Consider the following 20513-nt stretch of genomic DNA (forward strand, 5'->3'; position numbering starts at 1 on the left):
CCAGACTGGGGCCGATGAGCACCATGGTACCGGCGAGAGACCCCTCGGCCTGGAGCCTGGCCGACGTTCTCCCCAGCTGCGTAGCGGCCCTTCGGGGTGTGGAGAACAGGTTGGGGTTCGCGTCGGCGCGCCAGGTGATCGTGCTGATCGTGGACGGGCTCGGATCCTCGGCTCTGAAACAGCGCGCCGGCTATGCGCGAACCCTGGCAGCGGCCGCGACACCTCTCTTCTCTGGTTTTCCGACGACCACCGCCTCGTCGATCGCCACGATCACCACCGGTGTGCTGCCCGGCGAGCACGGCCTGGTCGGCTACAGCGTGCTCGACCCCGAGCACGATCGTGTGGTCAAGCAGCTGTCGGGCTGGGATTCGCGAATGGATCCGGCGACCTGGCAGCGCGTGCCGACCGTCTTCGAGCGGGTGACCGCAGAGAACGGCACAGAGACGAGCGCAGGATCCGACGGCTCGCCCGGGCAGAACATCCGCGCGTTCGCGATCGGCCCCTCCCGCTACGCCCACTCCGGTCTCACGAAGGCGATCCTGCGCGGCGCGGAATACCGCTCGGCCGAATCGGTCGAAGCACGGTTCGAGGCGGCGGGCGCGGTGCTCCGCGAGGCGGCGCCCTCGCTGTCGTACCTCTATGTTCCCGAGCTCGATGTCGCCGGTCACAAGTACGGGTGGGAGTCGCCACAGTGGTCGGCGGCCCTCGAGCTCGTCGACTCGCAGCTACGCACCCTCGTGTCGGGCCTCAAGCGCGATCAGGCAGTCGTGGTCACGGCCGACCACGGCATGGTCGACATCAATCCGGCGAAGCACGTTCTGTACGGCCACCGCCCCGAACTGGTCGAGGGCGTGCGGCACTTCGCGGGAGAGCCGCGTTGCCTTCAGCTGCATTTCGAGCCAGGCTTCGACGACGCCGCTCGCTCGAGGCTTGTTGCCGCCTGGCACGAGTCGGAAGACGCCCGCTCATGGGTTGTCACGCGCGACGAGGCGATCGAGGCCGGGTGGTTCGGCCCGGTTGATGCGTCGGTGAGGCCCCGGATCGGCGATTTACTCGTCGCCGCCAGAAAGGGCGTCGCCTATTACGCCGACGCCGATGTGCGCGGCCGAGGGATGGTCGGACAGCACGGGTCGTGGTCGGCTGAAGAGACGCAGGTGCCCTTGGCGCGATTCGGGGCGTTCGCGTAAGTCGGCACGGTTCGGTAGGGCGGTGAGCGGCACGGCGCAGCGCCTGCCTCCTGAATTGAGGTGCGCTGTCACCAACTCAGGAGGCAGTGGCGGCCGTCACGGCACGAACACCACGCGCGCCGCCCCCGCCACCGACCACACCGCCTCGACGTCGGCGAGGGGACGCTCGTCGACCTCGACCGTCAGGCCGCCGCGCATCACCTCGGCTACGAGATCGGGCAGCACCGACACAATCCCGGCGGTGCTCACCGAGCCCTGGCCGCTGCCGAGAAGGCGGAGATTCGCCTGTCGCAGAGCCGCCGACGGAAGAGCAATCTCGGCGCCGGCGCTCGACCCGATCTGAATCCAGTCGAGGGCGCGACTGCGATCGGCGCGGGCGAGCAGCATCGGCATTACTGCGTTCTGCGCCGGTTCGCCCCAGAGATAGTCGAGTACGACGTCCACGTCGGCGGCCTTCGCGGCCAGGTCGGCGGCGATCTCGTCGGGCGACGCAAAGAGGTCGATAGTGGCTGTAGCCCCCAAGGATCCGGCGCGAGCCAGCTTGGCACGATCGCGACCGGCCGCCACCACGTCGCCGGCACCAAGGCGCCTGGCCACCTGTATCGCGAGCTGGCCAGCGGCCCCGGTGGCACCTAGCACGAGCACCGACTGCCCCGGCCGAAACGAGACGCGCTTGGTCAGTGCGACCCAGGACGACATCGCGGGGTTCATCGCAGCCGCGAGTAGGAGGGGATCGGCGTCGGCGGGGAGTGGCACCGATCGGCGCAGGTCGACGATCGTCTTCTCGGCGAGGGTTCCGAGCTGGGTGTCGCCGACGACGAAGTAGACGAGCGAGCCGTCGGCTCGGCGCCCGACGCCGTCGACACCGGGCACGAGGGGGAGCGCGTCGGTCGACGTGTAGTGCGAACCGTCGGCCTGCGAGCGGACTCGCGGGTGGAGTGCGGCGGCGAGAACGTCGACGACTTCCTCGTGGGGCCCGACCGCCCGGGGCTCATCGACATCGGCGTATCGGGGGGTGTGGTCGAAATCGGTGACGAGTGCCACGTGCACGGTGTCTCCTTTATGAGAAGTAGTTGGTGCCACCAATCATATGCGTGGTGTTACCAACTAAGTCAAGTAACATCTCGGTCATGGCCGATTCACTCATCGACGCTGCCGCGGTTTTCACGTTCGCCGTCCACGAGGCACTCACCGGCGTCGCCTCCACACAGCAGCTGTCGGTAACGCAGCTGAGGGTCCTTGGGATCCTTCGCGATCGGATCCCGAGCATGGCCGAACTGGCCGACCACCTTCGGCTCGATCGCTCATCGGTCTCGGGCCTGATCGACCGAGCCGAGAAGCGCGGGCTCGTGGTCCGCGGCACCGCCGAGCACGACGCGCGGGTGGTGACGGTCCGACTCACCGACTCCGGACGTGCGCTGGGCGCTGAGTTGGAAGCCGCAGTGGATCGCGGCGTGGGGGAGCTGCTGGCAGCCGCCACAGTCGAGGACCGCGAGGCGCTCGTGCGGATTGTCCAAGCGATAGGGCGGGTGGGCGGCCCGTAACGCCTAGAAGACCACGGCTACGACACGTCGCCGGCCCCCATCGGCGATCACGAACCCGTCGCCGCGAACGCGTCCCAGAACACCGCCCCCGCCGCGACACCACGGCTCGCGTGCAGCCGCCCAGCAGCCGTTTCGGGCTTGCGCGCCGCCTGCGCCGCGATCGACGCCTCGAAGGCTCGACCGAAGTCGAGGCGAGGCACCCGGGCCGTGATCGAGCGGAGGTCGGACTCCTGCCACCGCGACGCACCGTCTCCCCGCACGTCGAGTGTGGTCGCCAGTTCGAGCAGGTAGCCCTCCACGTCGAGCGCCGGGTCGACGGAACGCCACATGTGCCGCTCGATGATCTCGCGCACCCGCTCCGAGCGCGCAGGCGACCAGCCGGCTCCCGCCCCGAAGACTGCTGCGACGGCACCTCCGGCCTCCTCGAATGCGACCTCGTGCGCATCGAAGTGCGACGCGACACCGGCATCGTGCAGCATGGCCGCGACGAAAAGAAGCTCGTCGTCGAAGGTGCGCCCCTCGGCGCGGGCCAGCAGGGAGGCCCAGGCCCACGAACGTACGGAGTGGTTCACGAGTTCGGGGGAGAGCCAGCGGCGGGCGACATCGAGGGAAGCCGCTGCGATCGGCGTGGGCGGCATGAGGAGATCGGTCATGCCTCACCGTAGGGAGACACGAAGCCGACCACGACTGGCAGGTACGCCACTCAGCGTCGGCATCCTGCCAAAGGACGACCCGGAGAAACTCAGGCCGGGTCGTCGTCCGAGCGGGCACCGAAGACGATCTCGTCCCAACTCGGCATCGACGCGCGACCCTTGCGGCCGCGCGCCTGGATCGACTTCTGTCGAGGCTCAGGCGCCGGAGACGAGGCCGGCGCCTCGGATCCTCGTCGCCCATCGGGCACGACCTTCGGGCGGAGGACGGCAGGGCGCACGGGCTCACTCGACGTCTCGGACTCGGTACCGTCGTCGAACTCGTCGAGCGGAACGTCCACGACCCGGATCGAGCCGGTCGACGGATGAGCGGCGCGAGACGGGGAGTCGTCGTCGAAGCGCGCGGCTTCACGCTCGCCTCGGCGTCGACGCAGGGCCTCGAGCAGGTCGGCGGTCTGATTGTGAGACGACTCGCTCTCGGGGGCGCGGTTCATCGCAGCCACCGACGCGGCGCTCCAGCCATCACGGGCGCGCGCAGAGGCAGAACCGACTGAAGGATCCGGCACGACCATCTCGGGCCCATCTGGCAGAGGCTCGAAGGCGCCGCTGTCGAACCGCCCCGTGTCTCCGGTGTGCTCGTCGGAGCCGGCCACGGCGTCGGTGTCACCCGAACCCCGGGTCTGCGGCTCGGCCTGGGCTGCTACCGCGCGGAGGCGGGGCACGAGACTCGAGTGGTCGGCATCTTGACGGGAAAGAGTGTGGGCGTCTCCGGCGTGCGGGGCGAGAGACTGCTTCTTGGGCTCGAAACGCCAGGCGGCGTCGCGCTCCACCTCGCTGGTCGTGTAAGTGACACGGATGATCCAGCCGACGGAGGCGTCTTTGAACGCCGTCCATTCGCGGTCAGTGGCACTCGACTCGTCGAGGCGCGAATCGATGACCTCGCCGAACCGGGAGGACTCGCCAAGGGCATCCACGCCACCGGCGACGCTCACCGGCACGGACCGGGCCGATTCGAGCACGAAATTGCGCTCATCGAGCACAGGGCCTTCGAAACGACGCACGTAGACGACGTCGGCACCCGTCTCGTCGGCGACCTGCTGGGCGGTACGGCCGGCGCGAATGCTCGACTGGATCTCACGGGGCGAGACCTTCTGCACGACGGGCGCCTGGTCGGGCCCGGCCTGCCGCAGTTGCGACTGCAGGGACAGTGTTACGGGCAACCGGAATTCGCTCCCGGCGTCGGTGGCGACGAGCAGCGCGCCGCTCTCCACTCCGATGACCTTTAACTCCTGCATGCCTCACGCCTTCCGCCGTCGCGATTCACCAGTGAGGATGCCACGGAACTCCCGGAATTCCGGGGAATAACGCGGGCGCGCCGCAAGTTCATTTGCTGCGGCGTGAGACGACAAAGACGGCCGCGCGGGCTGGTTTGCTATTGATGATCGATTGGTGCAAACTGTGCCCGCCGATTTGGGTATCAGACCCTGATCTTCGGGCGAATATGAGTACAGAACTGGATGGGCATGGCCACCGACTACGACGCACCTCGAAAGAACGACGACGATTCTGAGTCGATCGAGGCGCTGAAAGAGCGGGTTCCCGACAAGATGTCGGGTGTGGTCGACGTCGACGACGCCGACAACCCCGGGAGCTTCGAACTCGCCGGGCAAGATCTCAGCGACCTCGACCTCGAGGTCGTCGTCTTGCCCCCTCAAGCCGACGAATTCACCTGCGTCGAGTGCTTCCTGGTGAAGCACCGCTCGCAGCTCGACCACGAGACCAAACTCGGGCCTATCTGCCTGGAGTGCGCGGCCTGATCGCATCGATCGCCAGCGACAACCGCTCCGGATGTCTCGTCGAGACGAGCCAGTAAGGAGCCGGGTCGTTGGGGTCGGTCAGCCCGATCTTGATCACCGGCTTGACCCAGCCGCGAAACAAGGTCCACGCACGAGCATCGAGACGCACACCGCGTTCGGCCGTCGCCTCCTCACCCGAGAAGGCGGCGGCCGCTCCTATTTCACCGGGATAGAGAATGGCCCGGCCGGCCCGGAAGCCCTCCTCGGCGACCGTCAGCACGGGGGAGCCGAACCAGAGCGCCAGCCCGAATCCGACGAAGAGGGCGATTCCGACACCCCAGCCGACGGGCACGTTGATGGGCAGGAAGACCAGCACCGACGCCGGCACCACGAGCAGGAGTGCCACGAAGACTTGCAGGGGCGGGGAGAGGCGTTCGCGGTACGAGGTCATGAGACTATTCGACCAGACTTCTGCACTACCCTCGACACGTGACTCAGAGCCTCGACGTTCCCTTTGCCCCTCTGGGCGAGGTCGAAGCCCCGTTCTACGCCCACCCGGGCGACGCCGGGGCCGATCTCACCAGTCGAGAGGCCCTCACACTCCTCCCCGGAGAGCGGGCGCTCATCTCGACCGGCGTCTCGATCGCCCTCCCCGACGGGCACGTGGCCTTCGTCGTACCCCGCTCGGGTCTGGCGGCGAAGCACGGCATCACAGTCGTCAACTCGCCCGGCACTGTCGACGCGGGCTACCGCGGCGAGATCAAGGTGACCCTCCTCAACACCGACGCCCGCACCCCGTTCGACATCGCCATCGGAGACCGGATCGCACAGCTCATCGTCATGCCGGTCGTCCGAGCCACGTTCGTCCCGGTCGACACCCTCCCCGAGAGCGTCCGCGGAGAAGGCGGATTCGGTTCGACGGGTACGGGCGGGTTCAGTGTCGCCGCAACGGCCTACGGTGTGGCAAATGACGCCGGCACGACCGGCAGCACCACCGACACGACTACGGAAGGCACCAAGTGAGCAGAAAGAGCCGCCGCGAGGCAGCAGCACTCGGAGAGACGGCGTCGGTCGACGCCGTCGAGCTCGAGACGACCGAGGTCACGGAGGGTGACGAGGTAGTCGACCTCGTCGACGCCGAAGAAGCCGAGACCGACCTCATCCTCGAAGACAAGTCCGCCCCAGACGACCGCGCCGAGGAGGGCCCGCTCGACGAGAGCGAAGCCAACCCGGTGCGCCCGTACGTCGACCTCGGCGGCGTCAAGATCGTTCCCCGCGAGGGGCTCCACCTCCGCCTCGAGGTCGAGGAGGGTTCCAAGCGCGTCGTAGCCGTCGGGCTCGACTTCGCCAAGTCGACCCTGCAGGTCCAGCCGTTCGCGGCTCCGCGGTCGACGGGACTGTGGCACGAGATCCGCGAGCAGATCGCCGACCAGATTCGCAAGCAGGGTGGCACGACGGCCGAGGTCGACGGTCCGTTCGGGCCGGAGATCCGTGCCGAGATCCCGATCGCGGCCGGCTCCGAAGGCGCCGTTCCCGGGCAGACCACCCGACTTGCACGCTTCGTCGGCGTCGACGGCCCGCGCTGGTTCCTCCGCGGCGTGATCGCCGGAGACGCGACAGTCGACCCGGAGGCCGCCGAGAAGATCGAAGAGCTCTTCCGCAGCGTCGTCGTCGTCCGTGGCACCGAGCCGATGCCGCCCCGCGACCTCATCCCGCTGCACATGCCGAAGTCGACCCCGGGCGACCCCGGCACGACGACGGTCTGATCCGGTGACGAGCGACTCGCACGGCGTGCAGCCGGAGCCGAACGGCACGGGTGCCGACGAGGCTCCTGCGGCGACGCTGAGCGAGCAGCTCCGTGCCGCAGCGCAGCGGGCGGGCATCGGCAAGGTCGCGCCGGGTGAGGTGCCGACCGGCCATGCTCTGCTGACGGCCATCGGGGGAGTCCGCGGCCTAGTCGAGTCGATCCTCCCCGGCCTCGGATTCCTGGTCATCTACACGATCACGCACGAACTCCTGCCTTCGGTGTTGGCGCCCGTCGCCCTCGGCGTCGTGTTCGTCGTGGTCAGGGCCGTGCAGCGAGGCCCGGTGCCTCAGGCGATCGCGGGGCTCCTCGGGATCCTGCTCTCCGCCCTCCTCGCCCTGATCTCGGGGCGCACGATCGACAACTTCATTCCCGGCATCGTGATCAACTCCGTGTCGGCGCTGGTGCTGCTGGTCTCGCTCGCCGCCCGCTGGCCGCTGATCGGAATCGTCGTAGGGCTCCTCACTAACGAGGGCTCGGCCTGGCGTGCCGACCGGGCCAAGCGCCGCGTGCTGACGCTGACAACGTGGCTGTGGGTGCTCCTGTTCGGCATCCGCCTTGCCGTCGAGGTGCCGCTCTTCCTCGCCGGCGACGTCGCGCTGCTCGGTGCCCTCAAGCTCCTGCTCGGCGTGCCGTTCTACGCCGCGATGCTCTGGGTGACGTGGCTGCTGGTGCGGACGGTGTATTCGGCCCGGTCGGCCGCTGACGTGGCTGCCGATGGCGCTGCGCCCGGATCCTGATTCGAGTGCTAGATTTGTCTTGACATCAAGATAAATCGTTGGGTTCGATTCTGAGCCTCCGGCCGGTCCGCCCCACACGCACGGACTTAGGCTGGCCTTGCTGGTGGAGCTCCTCGCTCCACGGCGAAGATGGGGCGAGTCAGCGCAAGGGAGACGGCACGTGTCAGACGTAAACAGTTTCGGCTCGAAGAGCACCCTCACCGTCGGTGAGAAAACGTACGAGGTCTACCGCATCGACGCGGTACCCGGCTTCGACAAGTTGCCCTTCAGCCTCAAGGTCCTGCTCGAGAATCTCCTTCGCACCGAAGATGGCGCGAACGTGACCGAGGCGCAGATCAAGGCCCTCGGGTCGTGGGTGCCGTCGGCCGACCCCGACACCGAGATTCAGTTCACCCCGGCTCGAGTCGTGATGCAGGACTTCACGGGCGTGCCCTGCATCGTCGACCTCGCCACGATGCGCGAGGCGATGGCGGATCTCGGCGGCGACCCCACCAAGATCAACCCGTTGTCGCCGGCCGAGCTGGTCATCGACCATTCCGTCATCGCCGACCTGTTCGGCAGCGAGAACGCTCTCGAGCGCAATGTCGAGCTCGAGTACGAGCGCAACGGAGAGCGTTACCAGTTCTTGCGCTGGGGCCAGACCGCGTTCGAAGACTTCAAGGTCGTTCCGCCGGGAACAGGCATCGTGCACCAGGTCAACATCGAGTACCTGGCGCAGGTGACGTTCACCCGCACCGTCGACGGCGTGCTTCGCGCGTACCCCGACACGCTCGTCGGCACCGACTCGCACACCACGATGGTCAACGGCCTCGGTGTGCTCGGCTGGGGCGTCGGCGGCATCGAAGCCGAGGCCGCGATGCTCGGCCAGCCCGTGTCGATGCTGATCCCCAAGGTGGTCGGCTTCAAGCTCTCGGGCGCGATCCCGACCGGCGTCACGGCGACCGACGTGGTGCTCACCATCACGCAGATGCTCCGCAAGCACGGCGTCGTCGGCAAGTTCGTCGAGTTCTACGGCGAAGGCGTCGGAGCAGTGCCCCTCGCGAACCGCGCCACGATCGGCAACATGAGCCCCGAGTTCGGCTCGACCGCCGCGATGTTCCCCATTGACGACGTCACCCTCGACTACCTGCGCCTCACCGGGCGCAGCGACGAGCAGGTCGCCCTCGTCGAGGCCTACGCCAAGGAGCAGACCCTCTGGCACGACCCCTCGGTCGAGCCCAGCTACTCGGAGTACCTCGAGCTCGACCTCGCGACCGTCGTGCCGTCGATCGCCGGCCCGAAGCGCCCCCAAGACCGCATCGAGCTGTCCGTCGCCAAGAGCCAATTCGAGATCGACCTCGGCAACTACGCCGACGCCGAAGAGCACTCGGGCGTCGACGAGGCCGTCGAGGCGACGTTCCCGGCGTCCGACCCCGTCGGGCTCACGCCCCAGGACGAAGACACCGCGCACGAGCACAGTCACACGCACGCCTCGTCCGCCACGCCGTCGCACGCCTCGAAGCCCTCGCCGGTCACCCTGGCCGACGGATCCGAGTTCACGCTCGACCACGGCGCCGTGGCCATCGCGGCCATCACGAGCTGCACCAACACCTCGAACCCCTCGGTGATGCTCGCGGCCGGGCTGCTCGCTCGCAACGCCAGCAAGAAGGGCCTCAAGGCCAAGCCGTGGGTCAAAACCACCCTGGCTCCCGGCTCCAAGGTCGTCACCGACTACTACGAGAAGGCCGGTCTGACCAGCTACCTCGAAGACCTCGGCTTCTACACGGTCGGCTACGGCTGCACCACTTGCATCGGCAACTCAGGGCCGCTCCTCGATGAAATCTCGACCGCGGTGCAAGACAACGACCTCGCTGTCACGGCGGTGCTCTCGGGCAACCGCAACTTCGAAGGACGCATCAACCCCGATGTCAAGATGAACTACCTGGCGTCGCCGCCCCTCGTCATCGCCTACGCTCTCGCGGGCTCGATGAACTTCGACTTCGAGAACGACGCGCTCGGCACGGGGTCCGACGGCACCGAGGTCTTCCTCAAAGACATCTGGCCCGAGGCCGCCGAGGTGCAGAAGACGATCGACGAGTCGATCGACACCGACATGTTCACCCGCGAGTACGGTGCCGTCTTCGACGGTGATGACCGCTGGCGCTCGCTCCCGACACCCGAGGGCGCGACGTTCGAATGGGACAGCGAGTCGACCTACGTTCGCAAGCCCCCGTATTTCGATGGCCTCACGATCGAGACGACCCCCGTCGTCGACATCACCGATGCCCGCGTGCTGGCGAAACTCGGCGACTCGGTCACGACCGACCACATCAGCCCCGCATCGACCATCAAGGTCGACAGCCCGGCCGGCCGATACCTCGCCGACCACGGCGTCGAGCGCAAAGACTTCAACAGCTACGGTTCGCGCCGCGGCAACCACGAGGTGATGATCCGCGGCACGTTCGCGAACATCCGCCTGCGCAACCAGCTTCTCGACGGCGTCGAGGGCGGTTACACGCGTGACTTCACGAAGCCCGACGCCCCGCAGTCGTTCATCTACGACGCCAGCGAGAACTACCGCGCCGAGGGCACCCCCCTCGTCGTGCTCGCCGGCAAAGAGTACGGCTCTGGCTCGTCGCGCGACTGGGCCGCCAAGGGCACATCGCTCCTCGGCGTCAAGGCCGTCATCACCGAGAGCTTCGAGCGCATCCACCGCTCGAACCTCATCGGCATGGGCGTCGTACCGCTGCAGTTCCCGGCTGGCGAGACGTGGGAGTCTCTCGGGCTCGACGGCAGCGAGTCGATCAGCATCTCCGGCCTCACCGCCCTCAACGAGGGCACGACCCCGAAGACGGTGCACGTTGTCGCGAAGCCCACGGCGCATTCCGCTGAGGGCAAGGCCACGGTCGAGTTCGACGCCGTCGTTCGCATCGACACCCCGGGCGAGGCCGACTACTACCGCAACGGTGGCATTCTCCAGTACGTGCTCCGCTCGCTGGTGTAGCTCAGTAGTCCTCCCGACGGACGCCCCGCCACTCCCCATTCTGGGAGGGTGGGGCGTTCGTCCGTTGCCAGGCGACGAAGCCTAAACTTCAGGTGGGGTTATACCCGTGCCCCCGGAAAGCGAGACACATGAGCCTCCTCGAGACGATCCACGAGCCCCGCGACCTCGATGGGCTGAGTGACGAGCAGATGCTCGTGCTGGCCGCCGAAATCCGACGGTTCCTGGTGACAGAGGTGTCGAAGACCGGAGGCCACCTCGGCCCGAACCTCGGCGTGGTCGAGCTCACGCTCGCGATGCACCGGGTCTTCGATTCGCCGAAAGACGCCTTCGTCTTCGACACGGGCCACCAGTCGTACGTGCACAAGCTCGTCACGGGGCGTCAAGACTTCTCTGACCTGCGCCTCAAGGGCGGCCTGGCCGGCTATCCGCAGCGCAGCGAGTCGGTGCACGACATCGTCGAATCGTCGCACGCCTCGTCGTCGCTCTCCTGGGCCGACGGCATCTCGCGCGCGTTCACCCTGACCGGCCACGGCGACCGCCATGTGGTCGCGGTCGTCGGCGACGGCGCCCTCACCGGGGGCATGACGTGGGAGGCCCTCAACAACATCAGCGACGACAACACCCGCCGCCTGATCATCGTTGTGAATGACAACGGCCGGTCGTATGCGCCGACCATCGGTGGCATGGCCCGGTTCTTAAACTCCGTGCGTACCGCTCAGGCCTACCGAGACATGCACGTCTCCTCGAGAGCGGCTTTCGATCATTTAGGATCCCCGGCGCGCGCGTTCTACCGGGGCGTCCGGGGCGGCCTCCACGGCTTCCTCAGCCGCTTCACCAACAACGACGCCCTCTATTCGAACCTCGACATCAAGTACATCGGCCCGATCGACGGTCACGATCAGAAGGCCATGGAGGAGGCGCTGCAGCAGGCGAAGAACTACGGCGCTCCGGCCATCGTGCACGCCATCACGCAGAAGGGCCGGGGCTTCGAGCCCGCGCTCAAAGACGTCGCCGACCAGTTCCACGCCGTCGGCCACATCGACCCCGAGACCGGCGAGGCCCTCGAGACGTCGAGCGCTCCGGGCTGGACGAGCATCTTCGCCGACGAGATCGTCTCGATCGCCGATCGCGACCGCACAGTGGTCGGCATCACCGCGGCTATGCTGCGCCCGGTCGGCCTCCATCGCTTCGCCGAGAAGTACCCGAAGCGGGTGCTCGACGTCGGGATCGCCGAACAGCACGCGGTCGCCTCGGCCGCGGGGCTGGCCTTCGGCGGAATGCACCCGGTCGTCGCGCTCTACGCGACCTTCGTCAACCGGGCCTTTGACCAGGTGCTCATGGACGTCGGCCTGCACAAGGCCGGAGTCACGTTCGTGCTCGACCGGTCAGGGGTCACCGGCCCCGATGGGCCCAGCCACCACGGCATCTGGGACCTCGCCATCCTGCAGGTCGTCCCCGGCATCCGCATCGCCGCGCCCCGCGACGGCACCCGCCTTCGCGAAGAGCTCCGCGAAGCGGTCGCCGTGACCGACGCTCCCACCGTGATCCGGTTCCCCAAGGGCGAGGCGGGCGACGACATCGACGCCGTCGAACGTCTTGACGACGGCGTCGACGTCCTCGCTCGTGGCGACCGACCCGACGTTCTCATCATGGCCGTCGGCCCGATGGCCCGGCTGGGGCTCGACGTGGCAGCTCGACTCGCCTCGCAGGGCATTGGCGCCACGGTCGTCGACCCCCGCTGGGTGGTTCCCGTGCCTCGCAGCGTCGTCGACCTCGCCGCCCAGCACCGCCTCGTCGTCACTCTCGAAGACGGCGTGAGGGTCGGCGGAATAGGCACGCGCGTGCGTCAAGATCTGCGCGCCGCCGACGTCGACACCGCGGTGACGGAGCTCGGTCTGCCCGACGAGTTCATCGACCACGCCTCGCGCGCCCAGATCTTCGAGGCGGCCGGCCTCACTGCCCAGGCCGTCGCGCGCGACGTCACGGCCATGGTCTTGGGGTCGAAGCTGCCCGTCGCTCGGCCCGAGGGGGCGTCGCCGTCGACTGACTCGCCGGCTTCGGTCACGTCGGCCCAGCGCAGTTCGGCCGACGCCGAATAGCCCGCACGCGAAAGTGCCCGAATCGCCGTCCGATCTGATGATCGGCGACGACTCGGGCACTTTCGACTGGAGGCTCCGGGTGCCTAGGCCGCACCGACCCCGCGGATGAGCGGGTCGTGGAACGCACGGCCTCGAACGCGCTCGGACGCACCGACCCGGTCGAGGTAGGGGGTCGCGCCGCCCATCTGGAATGGCCATCCAGCGCCGAGGATCAAGCAGAGGTCGACGTCTTCGGGGGCCGCGACAACACCGTCGTCGAGCATGCGACCGATCTCGTCGGCCAGGCCGTCTTCGATGCGGATGCGGAGCTCCTCTTCGGTCAGCGCTTGGCCCTTCTCGCCCGACCTGGATCCGCCGACCAGCTTGACGGCCTTGGGGTCGAAGCCTTTGCGGTTGCCCTTCGAGTCACGCTCGAAGATGTGACCGAAGTCAGCGAGGCGGTGCAGAGCCTCGCTCTCGAAGAAGCGATCGGGGAAAGCGGCGTGGTGCGTGTCGAGCACGTGCGCGCCGACCGTCAGCCCGACGAGTTCAAGGAGCTCGAACGGCGTCATCGGTAGTCCGAACGGCGCAGTTGCACGATCGACGACCTCGAAGGGTGTACCGGTCTCGACAGCGTGCATCGCCTCGCCGAGCAGCTTCGCAAGCACGCGGTTGACGACGAACCCCGGTGCGTCGGCCGTGATGACGGCGTTCTTGCCCAGCGTCTTCGCGACGGCCATCGCCGTCGCGAGCGTCTCGTCGTCGGTCGAGGGGGTGTTCACGACCTCGACCAGCGGCATCACGGCCACCGGGTTGAAGAAGTGGAAACCCACCAGGCGTGCCGGTTCAGTGAGCACCGACCCGATTGCCGACACCGAGAGCGACGACGTGTTGGTCGCGAGCACGCACGACTCCGACACCACCTTCTCCACGCGCGAGAAGACGTCTTGTTTAACACCCAGCTCTTCGAAGACCGCCTCGATCACCCAGTCGCAGTCGGCGAAGTCGGCAATATCGGTTGTTCCCGAGATCAGGGCCTTGAGGCGGTTCGACTCGTCGGGCGAGACGCGGCCCTTCGCCTGCAGCTCGTCGATGGACGATCGGATGTCGTCGACACCTCGCGAGACACGGGCCTCGTCGATGTCGGTGATGACGACGGGAACCTTGAGCTTGCGCACGAAGAGCAGGGCGAACTGTGAGGCCATGAGCCCGGCGCCGACGATTCCGACCTTAGTGATCTTCCGGGCCAGGTCGGGGGAGGGCGCGCCGGCCGGGTGCTTGGCGCGCTTCTGCACCAGGTCGAAGGCGTAGATCGAGGCGCGGAACTGGTCACCCGAGATGAGATCGGCCAGCGCTTCGTCTTCGGCGGCGAAGCCCTCGTCGCGGGTGGCCTTCTTCGCCCCGGCAAGAAGGTCGAGAGCGGCGTACGGAGCCTTCGCGACCGTGCCGATCCTCTTCTGAAGCGTCTTGCGAGCGATCGCTATAGCCGCGTCCCACTTGACGGCGCGCTCGATCTTGCCCGGCACGTGGGGTCTGGCCACTTTGACCGCCCCGCTGACGACACCGTCGGCCCAGCGGATGCTGTCTTCGAGGAAGGTTGCCGAGCCGAACATCACGTCGGCTATTCCGAGTTCGAGAGCCTGCGCGGGTTTCAGCGTGCGGTTGTTCTTGAGAGGGTTCTCGACGATCACCTTGAGAGCGTTCTCAATGCCGATCAGGTTAGGCAGGAGCCAGGCGCCGCCCCAGCCCGGGATGATGCCGAGGAACACCTCGGGAAACGCGAGTGCCGGTGCTGCCGAGTCGACCGACCGGTAGTCGGCGTTAAGGGCGATCTCGAGACCACCGCCGAGGGCGAGCCCGTTGATGAACACGAACGTGGGCACCCCTGCATCATGAAGCTTGCCGAGAGCGTCGTGGCCGAGCCGGGCCATCTGCCGGCCCGCCTCGCGCGAGGGAATCTGGCCGACCTTCGACAGGTCGGCGCCGGCGGCGAGAAAGTAGGGCTTGCCGGTGACGGCGATCCCCCGGATCTCTCCGGAAGCCGCACGGGCCCGGAGGCCATCGAGCGTCTCGGAGAACTCGACGAGAGTGACCGGCCCGAGCGTCGAGGGGCGCCGGTGGTCGCGATCGTTGTCGAGAGTGACCAGGGCCAGGATGCCGCCGGAGGGCAGAGCCACATCGCGCACGTACGAGTGCGTGACGACCTCGTCGCGCGAGAGTTCGAGAAGGAGCGAGGTGTCGGTCACTTGATCTTCTTCTTTCCGTCGAAGTGCGGGTTCTCCCAGATCACGCTTCCGCCTTGACCGAGGCCGACGCACATGGCCGTCAGCCCGTAGCGGACCTCGGGGTGCAGCTCGAACTGGCGGGCGAGCTGGATCATCAGGCGGACCCCCGAGGAGGCCAGCGGGTGGCCGACCGCGATGGCGCCGCCCCACGGGTTCACCCGCGGATCGTCGTCGTCGATGCCGAAGTGATCGAGGAGCGACAGCACCTGCACCGCGAACGCCTCGTTGAGTTCGAAAAGGCCGATGTCGTCGATCGTGAGGCCGGCCTTGTGAAGAGCCTTCTCGGTCGAGGGAACGGGACCGATTCCCATGATCTCGGGTTCGACTCCGGCAAAGGCGAAACTCACGAGCCGCATCTTGGACGCCAGGCCGGCACGCTTGGCTGCGTCTTCTGACGCGATCAGCGAGACCGTGGCACCGTCGTTAAGGCCGGACGAGTTGCCGGCAGTGACGCGGCCGTGAGGACGGAAGGGCGTGCGGAGCGTCGCAAGACCCTCGAGAGTCGTCTCGGGTCGAGGAGCCTCGTCGCGGTCGGCGAGCCCCCATCCCGCTCCGGAGCGGACGGCCACCGAAACGAGGTCGGGTTGGATGTGACCGTCACTGTAAGCCTGAGCGAGCTTCTGCTGAGACCGGAACGCGAAGTGGTCGGAGCGCTCCTTGGTCAGCGACGGGAACCGATCGTGAATGCGCTCGGCGGTGTTGCCCATGTTGAGGGCCTCGCCGCTCACGAGCTTCTCTGCCACGAAGCGGGGGTTCGGGTCGGCATCGAATCCCATCGGGTGGCGGCCCATGTGCTCGACGCCGCCAGCCAGCGCGAAGTCGTAGGCGCCGAAGGCGACGGCACCCGCGACGGAGGTGACGCTCGTCATCGCTCCGGCGCACATGCGGTCGATCGCGAACCCCGGCACGGATCGGGGCAGTCCCGCCAGCAGGGCCGTCGTGCGGCCGAGAGTGAGCCCCTGATCGCCCGTCTGCGTCGTCGCGGCTATGGCGACGTCGTCGATGTCGGCCGGGTCGAGCCCCGGGTTGCGGTCGAGCAGCCCCCGCATGGCCTTGACGACGAGATCATCGGCCCGGGTCTGCCAGTACATTCCCTTTTCACCGGCTCGCCCGAACGGGGTGCGAACCCCGTCGACGAAGACGACTTCTGTTCTGATGGCCACATTGCCTCCTGAATCGACTGCGCCTGTTGCAGACGCCAACGGGTCGATCCTAGAAGCGGCACCTGTGGGCCAGTAATCGACTGCGCTTATCTACGAAGCCGATTCGGAGCCCTGCGCGAGCGATTGGTGAGCCTCGACAAAGGCCTGCAGGATGGCGGGGGCCGTGGCCGCGATCTGCCACTCGCGCGCACCGGCCTCGCGCAGACCGTCGCCGATGTGGGCCAGGTCGAGAACCTCGGGCGCCTCCCAGGCGACGCGTCGCAGGTGGTCGGGAGTGAGGAGGTTCTCGACCGGGATCGACATCGCCTCGGACATGTGCTGAAGGCGCGGCCGAGCGGCTTTGTAGCGGGCGTCGCCCTCGGGATTGCGGTCGGCCCATGAGCGGGGCGGGGGGAGCTGGTCGGTCGACGGCCCGCGGAGCGAGGGAAGATCGGTCGACGCGCGGCCTCGTTCGAGAGCGGCCCACCAGCGACCCAGCTCGGTACGGCTCGCTCGACCGACGAACGACTTCAGAGCGCCGAGGTCACGCTTCGTGGCGGGGTTCTCGCGAACGGCCGCGATGATCGACGAGTCGGGAAGGAGGCGCCCAGCAGCGGTGTCGACCTCTTGCGCGTAGTCATCCCGCGCCTCCCACAGCTCGCGAACGAGGCCGAGAGCACGCTGCCCACGCAGGGTGGAGAGACCCGTCGTGCGACGCCACGGCTCCTGGCGGGGAGGTTTGGCCTCGCGTCGCAGGGTCGCCTGGAACTCCTCCTCGGCAATCTCGACCTTCTCCTGCTCGACGAGCACGTCGTACATCGCGTCGCGGAGGTCGACGAGCAACTCGACGTCGAGGGCGGCGTAGACGAGCCAGCTCTGGGGGAGCGGCCTCGTCGACCAGTCGGCGGCCGAGTGCTCCTTGGCCAGGTGGATGCCGAGGAGCTCTTCGACGACGGCGCCGAGCCCGACTCGGGGAAGGCCTGCCAGACGGGCACCCAGCTCGGTGTCGAAGATGCGCACCGGGTCGAGGTCGACCTCGCGGAGGCAGGCGAGGTCTTGCGACGCGGCGTGGAAGATCCACTCCTCGTCTATAATGGCGTCGTTGAGTTCACGCAAGGATCCAAGTGCCGGCGGGTCGAAGAGGAACACCCCGGCACCGCGGCGGAAGACCTGGATCAGATACGCGCGCTGGGAATAGCGGTAGCCGGAGGCGCGCTCGGCATCGACGGAGACAGGGCCGTGACCCTTCGCGATGGCGTCGATGGCGTCGAGGTAGGCCTCGCGGGTCGTGATGACGTCGACGAACGCGTGGTCGTCGTCGGCGGCGGGAACGTGGTCGACGGGAGCCTCCTGGGGCGGGGTTTCTTCTTCGATCCTACTTGTCACGCCCGACCCTTCGAGAGGCCAGCAGCGTGACGCCCTCCGCCGTCGGCGGGAGACCGGCGAGGGTGCAGATGAGCTCGGCCCAGGCCCGCACGTGCGGGGCGAGGTCCGCATCGCTCGGCGACCAGGAGGCGCGGAGCTCCAACAGCGCCCCGTCGCTCTGAGACGAGAGCTCGCCGTAGCCGCTCGACAGGATCTTCGTCGCCGTGCCCGAGGCCGACGAGTAGGCGGCGCCGTTGGCACCGAGCGACTCGATCAGCCAGCTCCAGGCGACGTCGGCGATGAACGGATCCAGGCCGATCTCGGTCTCGAGCGGAGCTTGGGCGAAGCTGACTATGCGCCAAGGTCCTCCCCAGGGCTCGGGCTCTTCCGGGTCGTAGAGGACGATGAAGCGTCCGGTGCCCAGCTCGGGGTCGGCGTTCTCGCCGACGCCGACGACGTCGGCGGCAAGGGCGAAGGCCGACGGGGCCAGCCCATTCGGCGCAGGGATCTCCGTCACGACGAGGTCGTCACGCGCGTCGATGGCGCGAATGGCCTCCACGGCCTCGACGAAGGCCCGGGGGCCGGTGATAGCCGGTTCCTGAGGACGTGAGGGAGTATCGGACACGAGATGAAGATTAGGCTCCCGGCAGAACCGTGGCTCCGAGGCACGCCGTAGGTGACCTTGGTCGCTCATGGCGGGCCAGCGCACGACCGGGCATTCTCGCGGCCCAGCCTGGTCGGTCGAGTCGCTGTGGCTCAGGCGGCCTGGACCTTCCAGCGCGCGTAGAGCGACGACTGATCGTCGATGAGCAGCTGATCGAGAGTGAGAGCTGACGCATCGAACCGCTCGGTGCCGAAGACGGGCAGGCCCGAGCCGATGACGATCGGCGAAGTCGAGAGGCACAGCTCGTCGACGAGACGATCGTGCAAGAACTGCCCGGCGAGCGACGGACCTCCCTCGCAGACCAGCGAGCGGAGACCTTCGGCGTGCAGGCGTTCGACGATGGCGGCCGGGGCCAGCCGGCCGTCAGTGTCAGCGGCGACCAGGATCGTCGCGAGCCCGCAGAGCGAATCGCCGAGCGACTCCGTGACGCGCGCCACGGCCGACGACGGGCAGATGACGACCACCCGATCGGCGCGCTCCGCGTCGATGCGGTGGCCGCTGAGGTCGCCTGAACTCGTCACGACGACCAGCTTCGCGGTGGACGGCACCCGATACCCCTCGGCGCGAACACTCTTCGCCCCGACGATGACGGCGTCGGCGACATCGCGGATAGCCCGCAGAATGGCCCGGTCGGCCGGGTTGCTGAGAGTGTCGGAGGTGCCGTCGGTGCCCGCCGCGTCACCCGACACGGCGGCGATCAGGTTGAGGCGGAGCCACGGCGTCGTCGGCGGCGCGTACCAGCCCTTCAGCACCTCGTGCGTGTCGTCGGCGCCGACCTCGAGACGCGTGGCGACATCGGGGCCGGCTTCTCTCGACCGGTGCAGAAGGCGCAGGATCACGCGGTGGTCTTCTCGCGAATCTGCCGCTTGGCCCGCCCGAGCAGCGCAGTCATGCCCCGAATCCGCAACGGGCTCACGGCCTCCACGAGACCGATGGTCTGCGGATAGTCGTCGGGCACGCCGAGAGCTTCGTCGACCGTCAGCCCCTCGAGGCCCTGCGCGATGATCGACGCGAAGCCACGAGTCGTCGGCGACTCGCGCGGTGCGGTCGCATACAGGTGCACGAGGCCGTCCGTCATCTCGACGAAGATGAAGACCGGCGATTGGCACTCCACGACCTGCTCGAGCAGATCGGGGTGATCCGCATAGCGTTCCGGCAGCCCCGGCAGCTCGTTCGAGAACTCGAGGAGGAGCTGCAGCCGGTCTTTCACGGAGAGGTCGAGGAAGTCGCGCTGGATCTCGGCCAGGGCCTCGGGGAGGGCCGGGCTGGATCCTTCGCCGTTGCTCGTCGGAACCGTGCTCATCGGGTGGTGGCCGCCGGAGCCTCACCGGGCTCGGCACCCGTGACGATCGGCACGCGCACGGCGGAGCCCCATTCCGTCCACGAGCCGTCGTAGTTGCGGACGTTCTCGAAGCCCATCAGGTGGTGCAGCACGAACCAGGTGTGGCTGGAACGCTCGCCGATGCGGCAGTAGGCAACCACCTCGTCGTCGTCTTTCAGCCCGGCGCCGTCGCGGTAGATCGCGTCGAGTTCGGCGAGGGACTTGAAGGTGCCGTCGTCGGCCGCAGCCTTTCCCCACGGCACGTTCTGCGCGCTCGGGATGTGACCGGCGCGCAGGGCGCCCTCCTCGGGGTAAGCGGGCGCGGTCGTGCGCGAGCCGTTGTACTCCTCGGGGGAGCGGACGTCGATCAGTGGGCTGCCGAAGTGGGCGAGCACGTCTTCTTTGTAGGCGCGGATGCCGGTGTCGTCTCGCTCGGGGACGGGGTACTCGACCGGGGTGATCGCGGGCTGGTCGAGGGTGTACTCGCGGTCCTCGGCCTCCCACTTCGCGCGACCGCCGTCGAGCAGGCGCACGTCTTCGTGGCCGAAAAGCGTGAAGACCCAGAGGGCGTAGGCGGCCCACCAGTTGTTCTTGTCGCCGTAGATGACGACGGTCGAGTCGCGCGAGATGCCGCGCTCGCTCATCAGCTCGGCGAACTTCTCACCCGAGATGTAGTCGCGCTGCACGGGGTCGTTGAGATCGGTGTGCCAGTCGACCTTGACCGAGCCGGGAATGTGGCCGGTCTCGTAGAGCAGGACGTCTTCGTCGGACTCGACGACGACGAGGCCGGCCCGTGCGGCAGGGTCGCCGGCGAGCTTCTCGGCGAGCCACTCGGTCGAGACGAGGCGCTCGGGGTGGGCGTAGTCGCTGAACTGAGCGGACGGATCGCGATCGACAGGCATGGTTCCTCCAGACGTCGCCCGGAGGCGACACGTACGGTTACGGCGTGCGGCG

General features: G+C 67.9%; 19 protein-coding genes. 8 read left to right on the top strand and 11 right to left on the bottom strand.

Translation table 11 applies throughout. From position 1 onward, the window contains the following. Positions 1–14: 14 nt before the first annotated feature. Positions 15–1187, top strand: coding sequence for an alkaline phosphatase family protein (locus tag ITJ49_RS09785; RefSeq protein ID WP_194604580.1), 1173 nt, complete (start codon positions 15–17; stop codon positions 1185–1187). Positions 1188–1283: 96 nt separating this feature from the next. Here the strand turns inward: ITJ49_RS09785 and ITJ49_RS18200 are convergent, their stop codons facing one another. Further along, positions 1284–2237 carry a zinc-binding alcohol dehydrogenase family protein gene (locus tag ITJ49_RS18200; RefSeq protein WP_194604583.1) on the bottom strand — a complete coding sequence of 318 codons (954 nt, stop codon included), beginning with the start codon at positions 2235–2237 and terminating at the stop codon, positions 1284–1286. 80 nt (positions 2238–2317) lie between these two features. On the opposite strand from ITJ49_RS18200, the gene ITJ49_RS09795 reads away from it, so the two are divergent. Then, a complete protein-coding gene (locus ITJ49_RS09795) occupies positions 2318–2731 on the top strand; it encodes a MarR family winged helix-turn-helix transcriptional regulator (protein ID WP_194604585.1) in 414 nt (137 codons plus the stop codon). A 47-nt stretch (positions 2732–2778) separates the two neighbouring features. Here the strand turns inward: ITJ49_RS09795 and ITJ49_RS09800 are convergent, their stop codons facing one another. Next, entirely contained in the window at positions 2779–3384 is a 606-nt protein-coding gene (locus tag ITJ49_RS09800) for an HD domain-containing protein (RefSeq protein WP_194604589.1), read from the bottom strand. Positions 3385–3473: 89 nt separating this feature from the next. Further along, on the bottom strand, positions 3474–4676 hold the full coding sequence (gene sepH, locus ITJ49_RS09805; protein WP_194604592.1) for a septation protein SepH: 1203 nt from the start codon (positions 4674–4676) through the stop codon (positions 3474–3476). Positions 4677–4904: 228 nt separating this feature from the next. Here sepH and ITJ49_RS09810 point away from each other — a divergent pair, with 228 nt between their 5' ends. Continuing rightward, the gene (locus ITJ49_RS09810; protein ID WP_055961860.1) at positions 4905–5198 is read left to right on the top strand and encodes a DUF4193 domain-containing protein; all 294 of its coding nucleotides are present in this window, start codon (positions 4905–4907) and stop codon (positions 5196–5198) included. Here the strand turns inward: ITJ49_RS09810 and ITJ49_RS09815 are convergent. After that, positions 5173–5628: a DUF3093 domain-containing protein gene (locus ITJ49_RS09815; RefSeq protein WP_194604595.1), complete on the bottom strand. Its 456-nt coding sequence runs from the start codon at positions 5626–5628 to the stop codon at positions 5173–5175. The two genes, ITJ49_RS09810 and ITJ49_RS09815, sit on opposite strands and share 26 nt — an antisense overlap. A 71-nt stretch (positions 5629–5699) precedes the next feature. Between ITJ49_RS09815 and dut the strand changes: the two genes are divergently transcribed. From dut to dxs, 5 genes are all read left to right on the top strand, one after another. Beyond that, positions 5700–6200, top strand: a complete 501-nt coding sequence (gene dut / locus ITJ49_RS09820) for a dUTP diphosphatase (RefSeq protein WP_194604890.1) — start codon at positions 5700–5702, stop codon at positions 6198–6200. 137 nt (positions 6201–6337) lie between these two features. Beyond that, positions 6338–6943: a DUF3710 domain-containing protein gene (locus ITJ49_RS09825; protein WP_055961857.1), complete on the top strand. Its 606-nt coding sequence runs from the start codon at positions 6338–6340 to the stop codon at positions 6941–6943. 4 nt (positions 6944–6947) lie between these two features. Continuing rightward, on the top strand, positions 6948–7721 hold the full coding sequence (locus tag ITJ49_RS09830) for a DUF3159 domain-containing protein (protein ID WP_370544446.1): 774 nt from the start codon (positions 6948–6950) through the stop codon (positions 7719–7721). Between the two features lie 160 nt (positions 7722–7881). Next, positions 7882–10704, top strand: a complete 2823-nt coding sequence (locus ITJ49_RS09835; protein WP_194604598.1) for an aconitate hydratase — start codon at positions 7882–7884, stop codon at positions 10702–10704. 128 nt (positions 10705–10832) lie between these two features. Continuing rightward, positions 10833–12803: a 1-deoxy-D-xylulose-5-phosphate synthase gene (gene dxs, locus ITJ49_RS09840; protein ID WP_194604600.1), complete on the top strand. Its 1971-nt coding sequence runs from the start codon at positions 10833–10835 to the stop codon at positions 12801–12803. A gap of 83 nt (positions 12804–12886) precedes the next feature. On the opposite strand, the gene ITJ49_RS09845 is transcribed toward dxs, so the two are convergent. From ITJ49_RS09845 to ITJ49_RS09875, 7 genes are all read right to left on the bottom strand, one after another. Continuing rightward, positions 12887–15028 (bottom strand): 3-hydroxyacyl-CoA dehydrogenase NAD-binding domain-containing protein, encoded by a 2142-nt coding sequence (locus tag ITJ49_RS09845; RefSeq protein WP_194604603.1) that lies wholly within the window; start codon positions 15026–15028, stop codon positions 12887–12889. After that, positions 15025–16230, bottom strand: coding sequence for a thiolase family protein (locus ITJ49_RS09850; RefSeq protein WP_194604606.1), 1206 nt, complete (start codon positions 16228–16230; stop codon positions 15025–15027). The genes ITJ49_RS09845 and ITJ49_RS09850 overlap by 4 nt, the downstream gene beginning before the upstream one ends. Positions 16231–16320: 90 nt before the next feature. After that, the gene (locus tag ITJ49_RS09855; RefSeq protein WP_370544447.1) at positions 16321–17595 is read right to left on the bottom strand and encodes an HRDC domain-containing protein; all 1275 of its coding nucleotides are present in this window, start codon (positions 17593–17595) and stop codon (positions 16321–16323) included. Continuing rightward, positions 17585–18199 carry a DUF3000 domain-containing protein gene (locus tag ITJ49_RS09860; protein WP_370544448.1) on the bottom strand — a complete coding sequence of 205 codons (615 nt, stop codon included), beginning with the start codon at positions 18197–18199 and terminating at the stop codon, positions 17585–17587. Before ITJ49_RS09860 ends, ITJ49_RS09855 begins: the two co-directional genes overlap by 11 nt. A 131-nt stretch (positions 18200–18330) precedes the next feature. Beyond that, complete coding sequence (locus ITJ49_RS09865; RefSeq protein WP_194604612.1) at positions 18331–19077, bottom strand: dihydrofolate reductase family protein; 747 nt, start codon at positions 19075–19077, stop codon at positions 18331–18333. Further along, entirely contained in the window at positions 19074–19541 is a 468-nt protein-coding gene (locus ITJ49_RS09870; RefSeq protein WP_194604615.1) for a SufE family protein, read from the bottom strand. The genes ITJ49_RS09865 and ITJ49_RS09870 overlap by 4 nt, the downstream gene beginning before the upstream one ends. Then, entirely contained in the window at positions 19538–20461 is a 924-nt protein-coding gene (locus ITJ49_RS09875; protein ID WP_194604617.1) for a sulfurtransferase, read from the bottom strand. Before ITJ49_RS09875 ends, ITJ49_RS09870 begins: the two co-directional genes overlap by 4 nt. Positions 20462–20513: the final 52 nt, after the last annotated feature.

The sequence above is a fragment of the Frondihabitans sp. VKM Ac-2883 genome (assembly GCF_015350875.1).
Lineage (GTDB): Bacteria > Actinomycetota > Actinomycetes > Actinomycetales > Microbacteriaceae > Frondihabitans.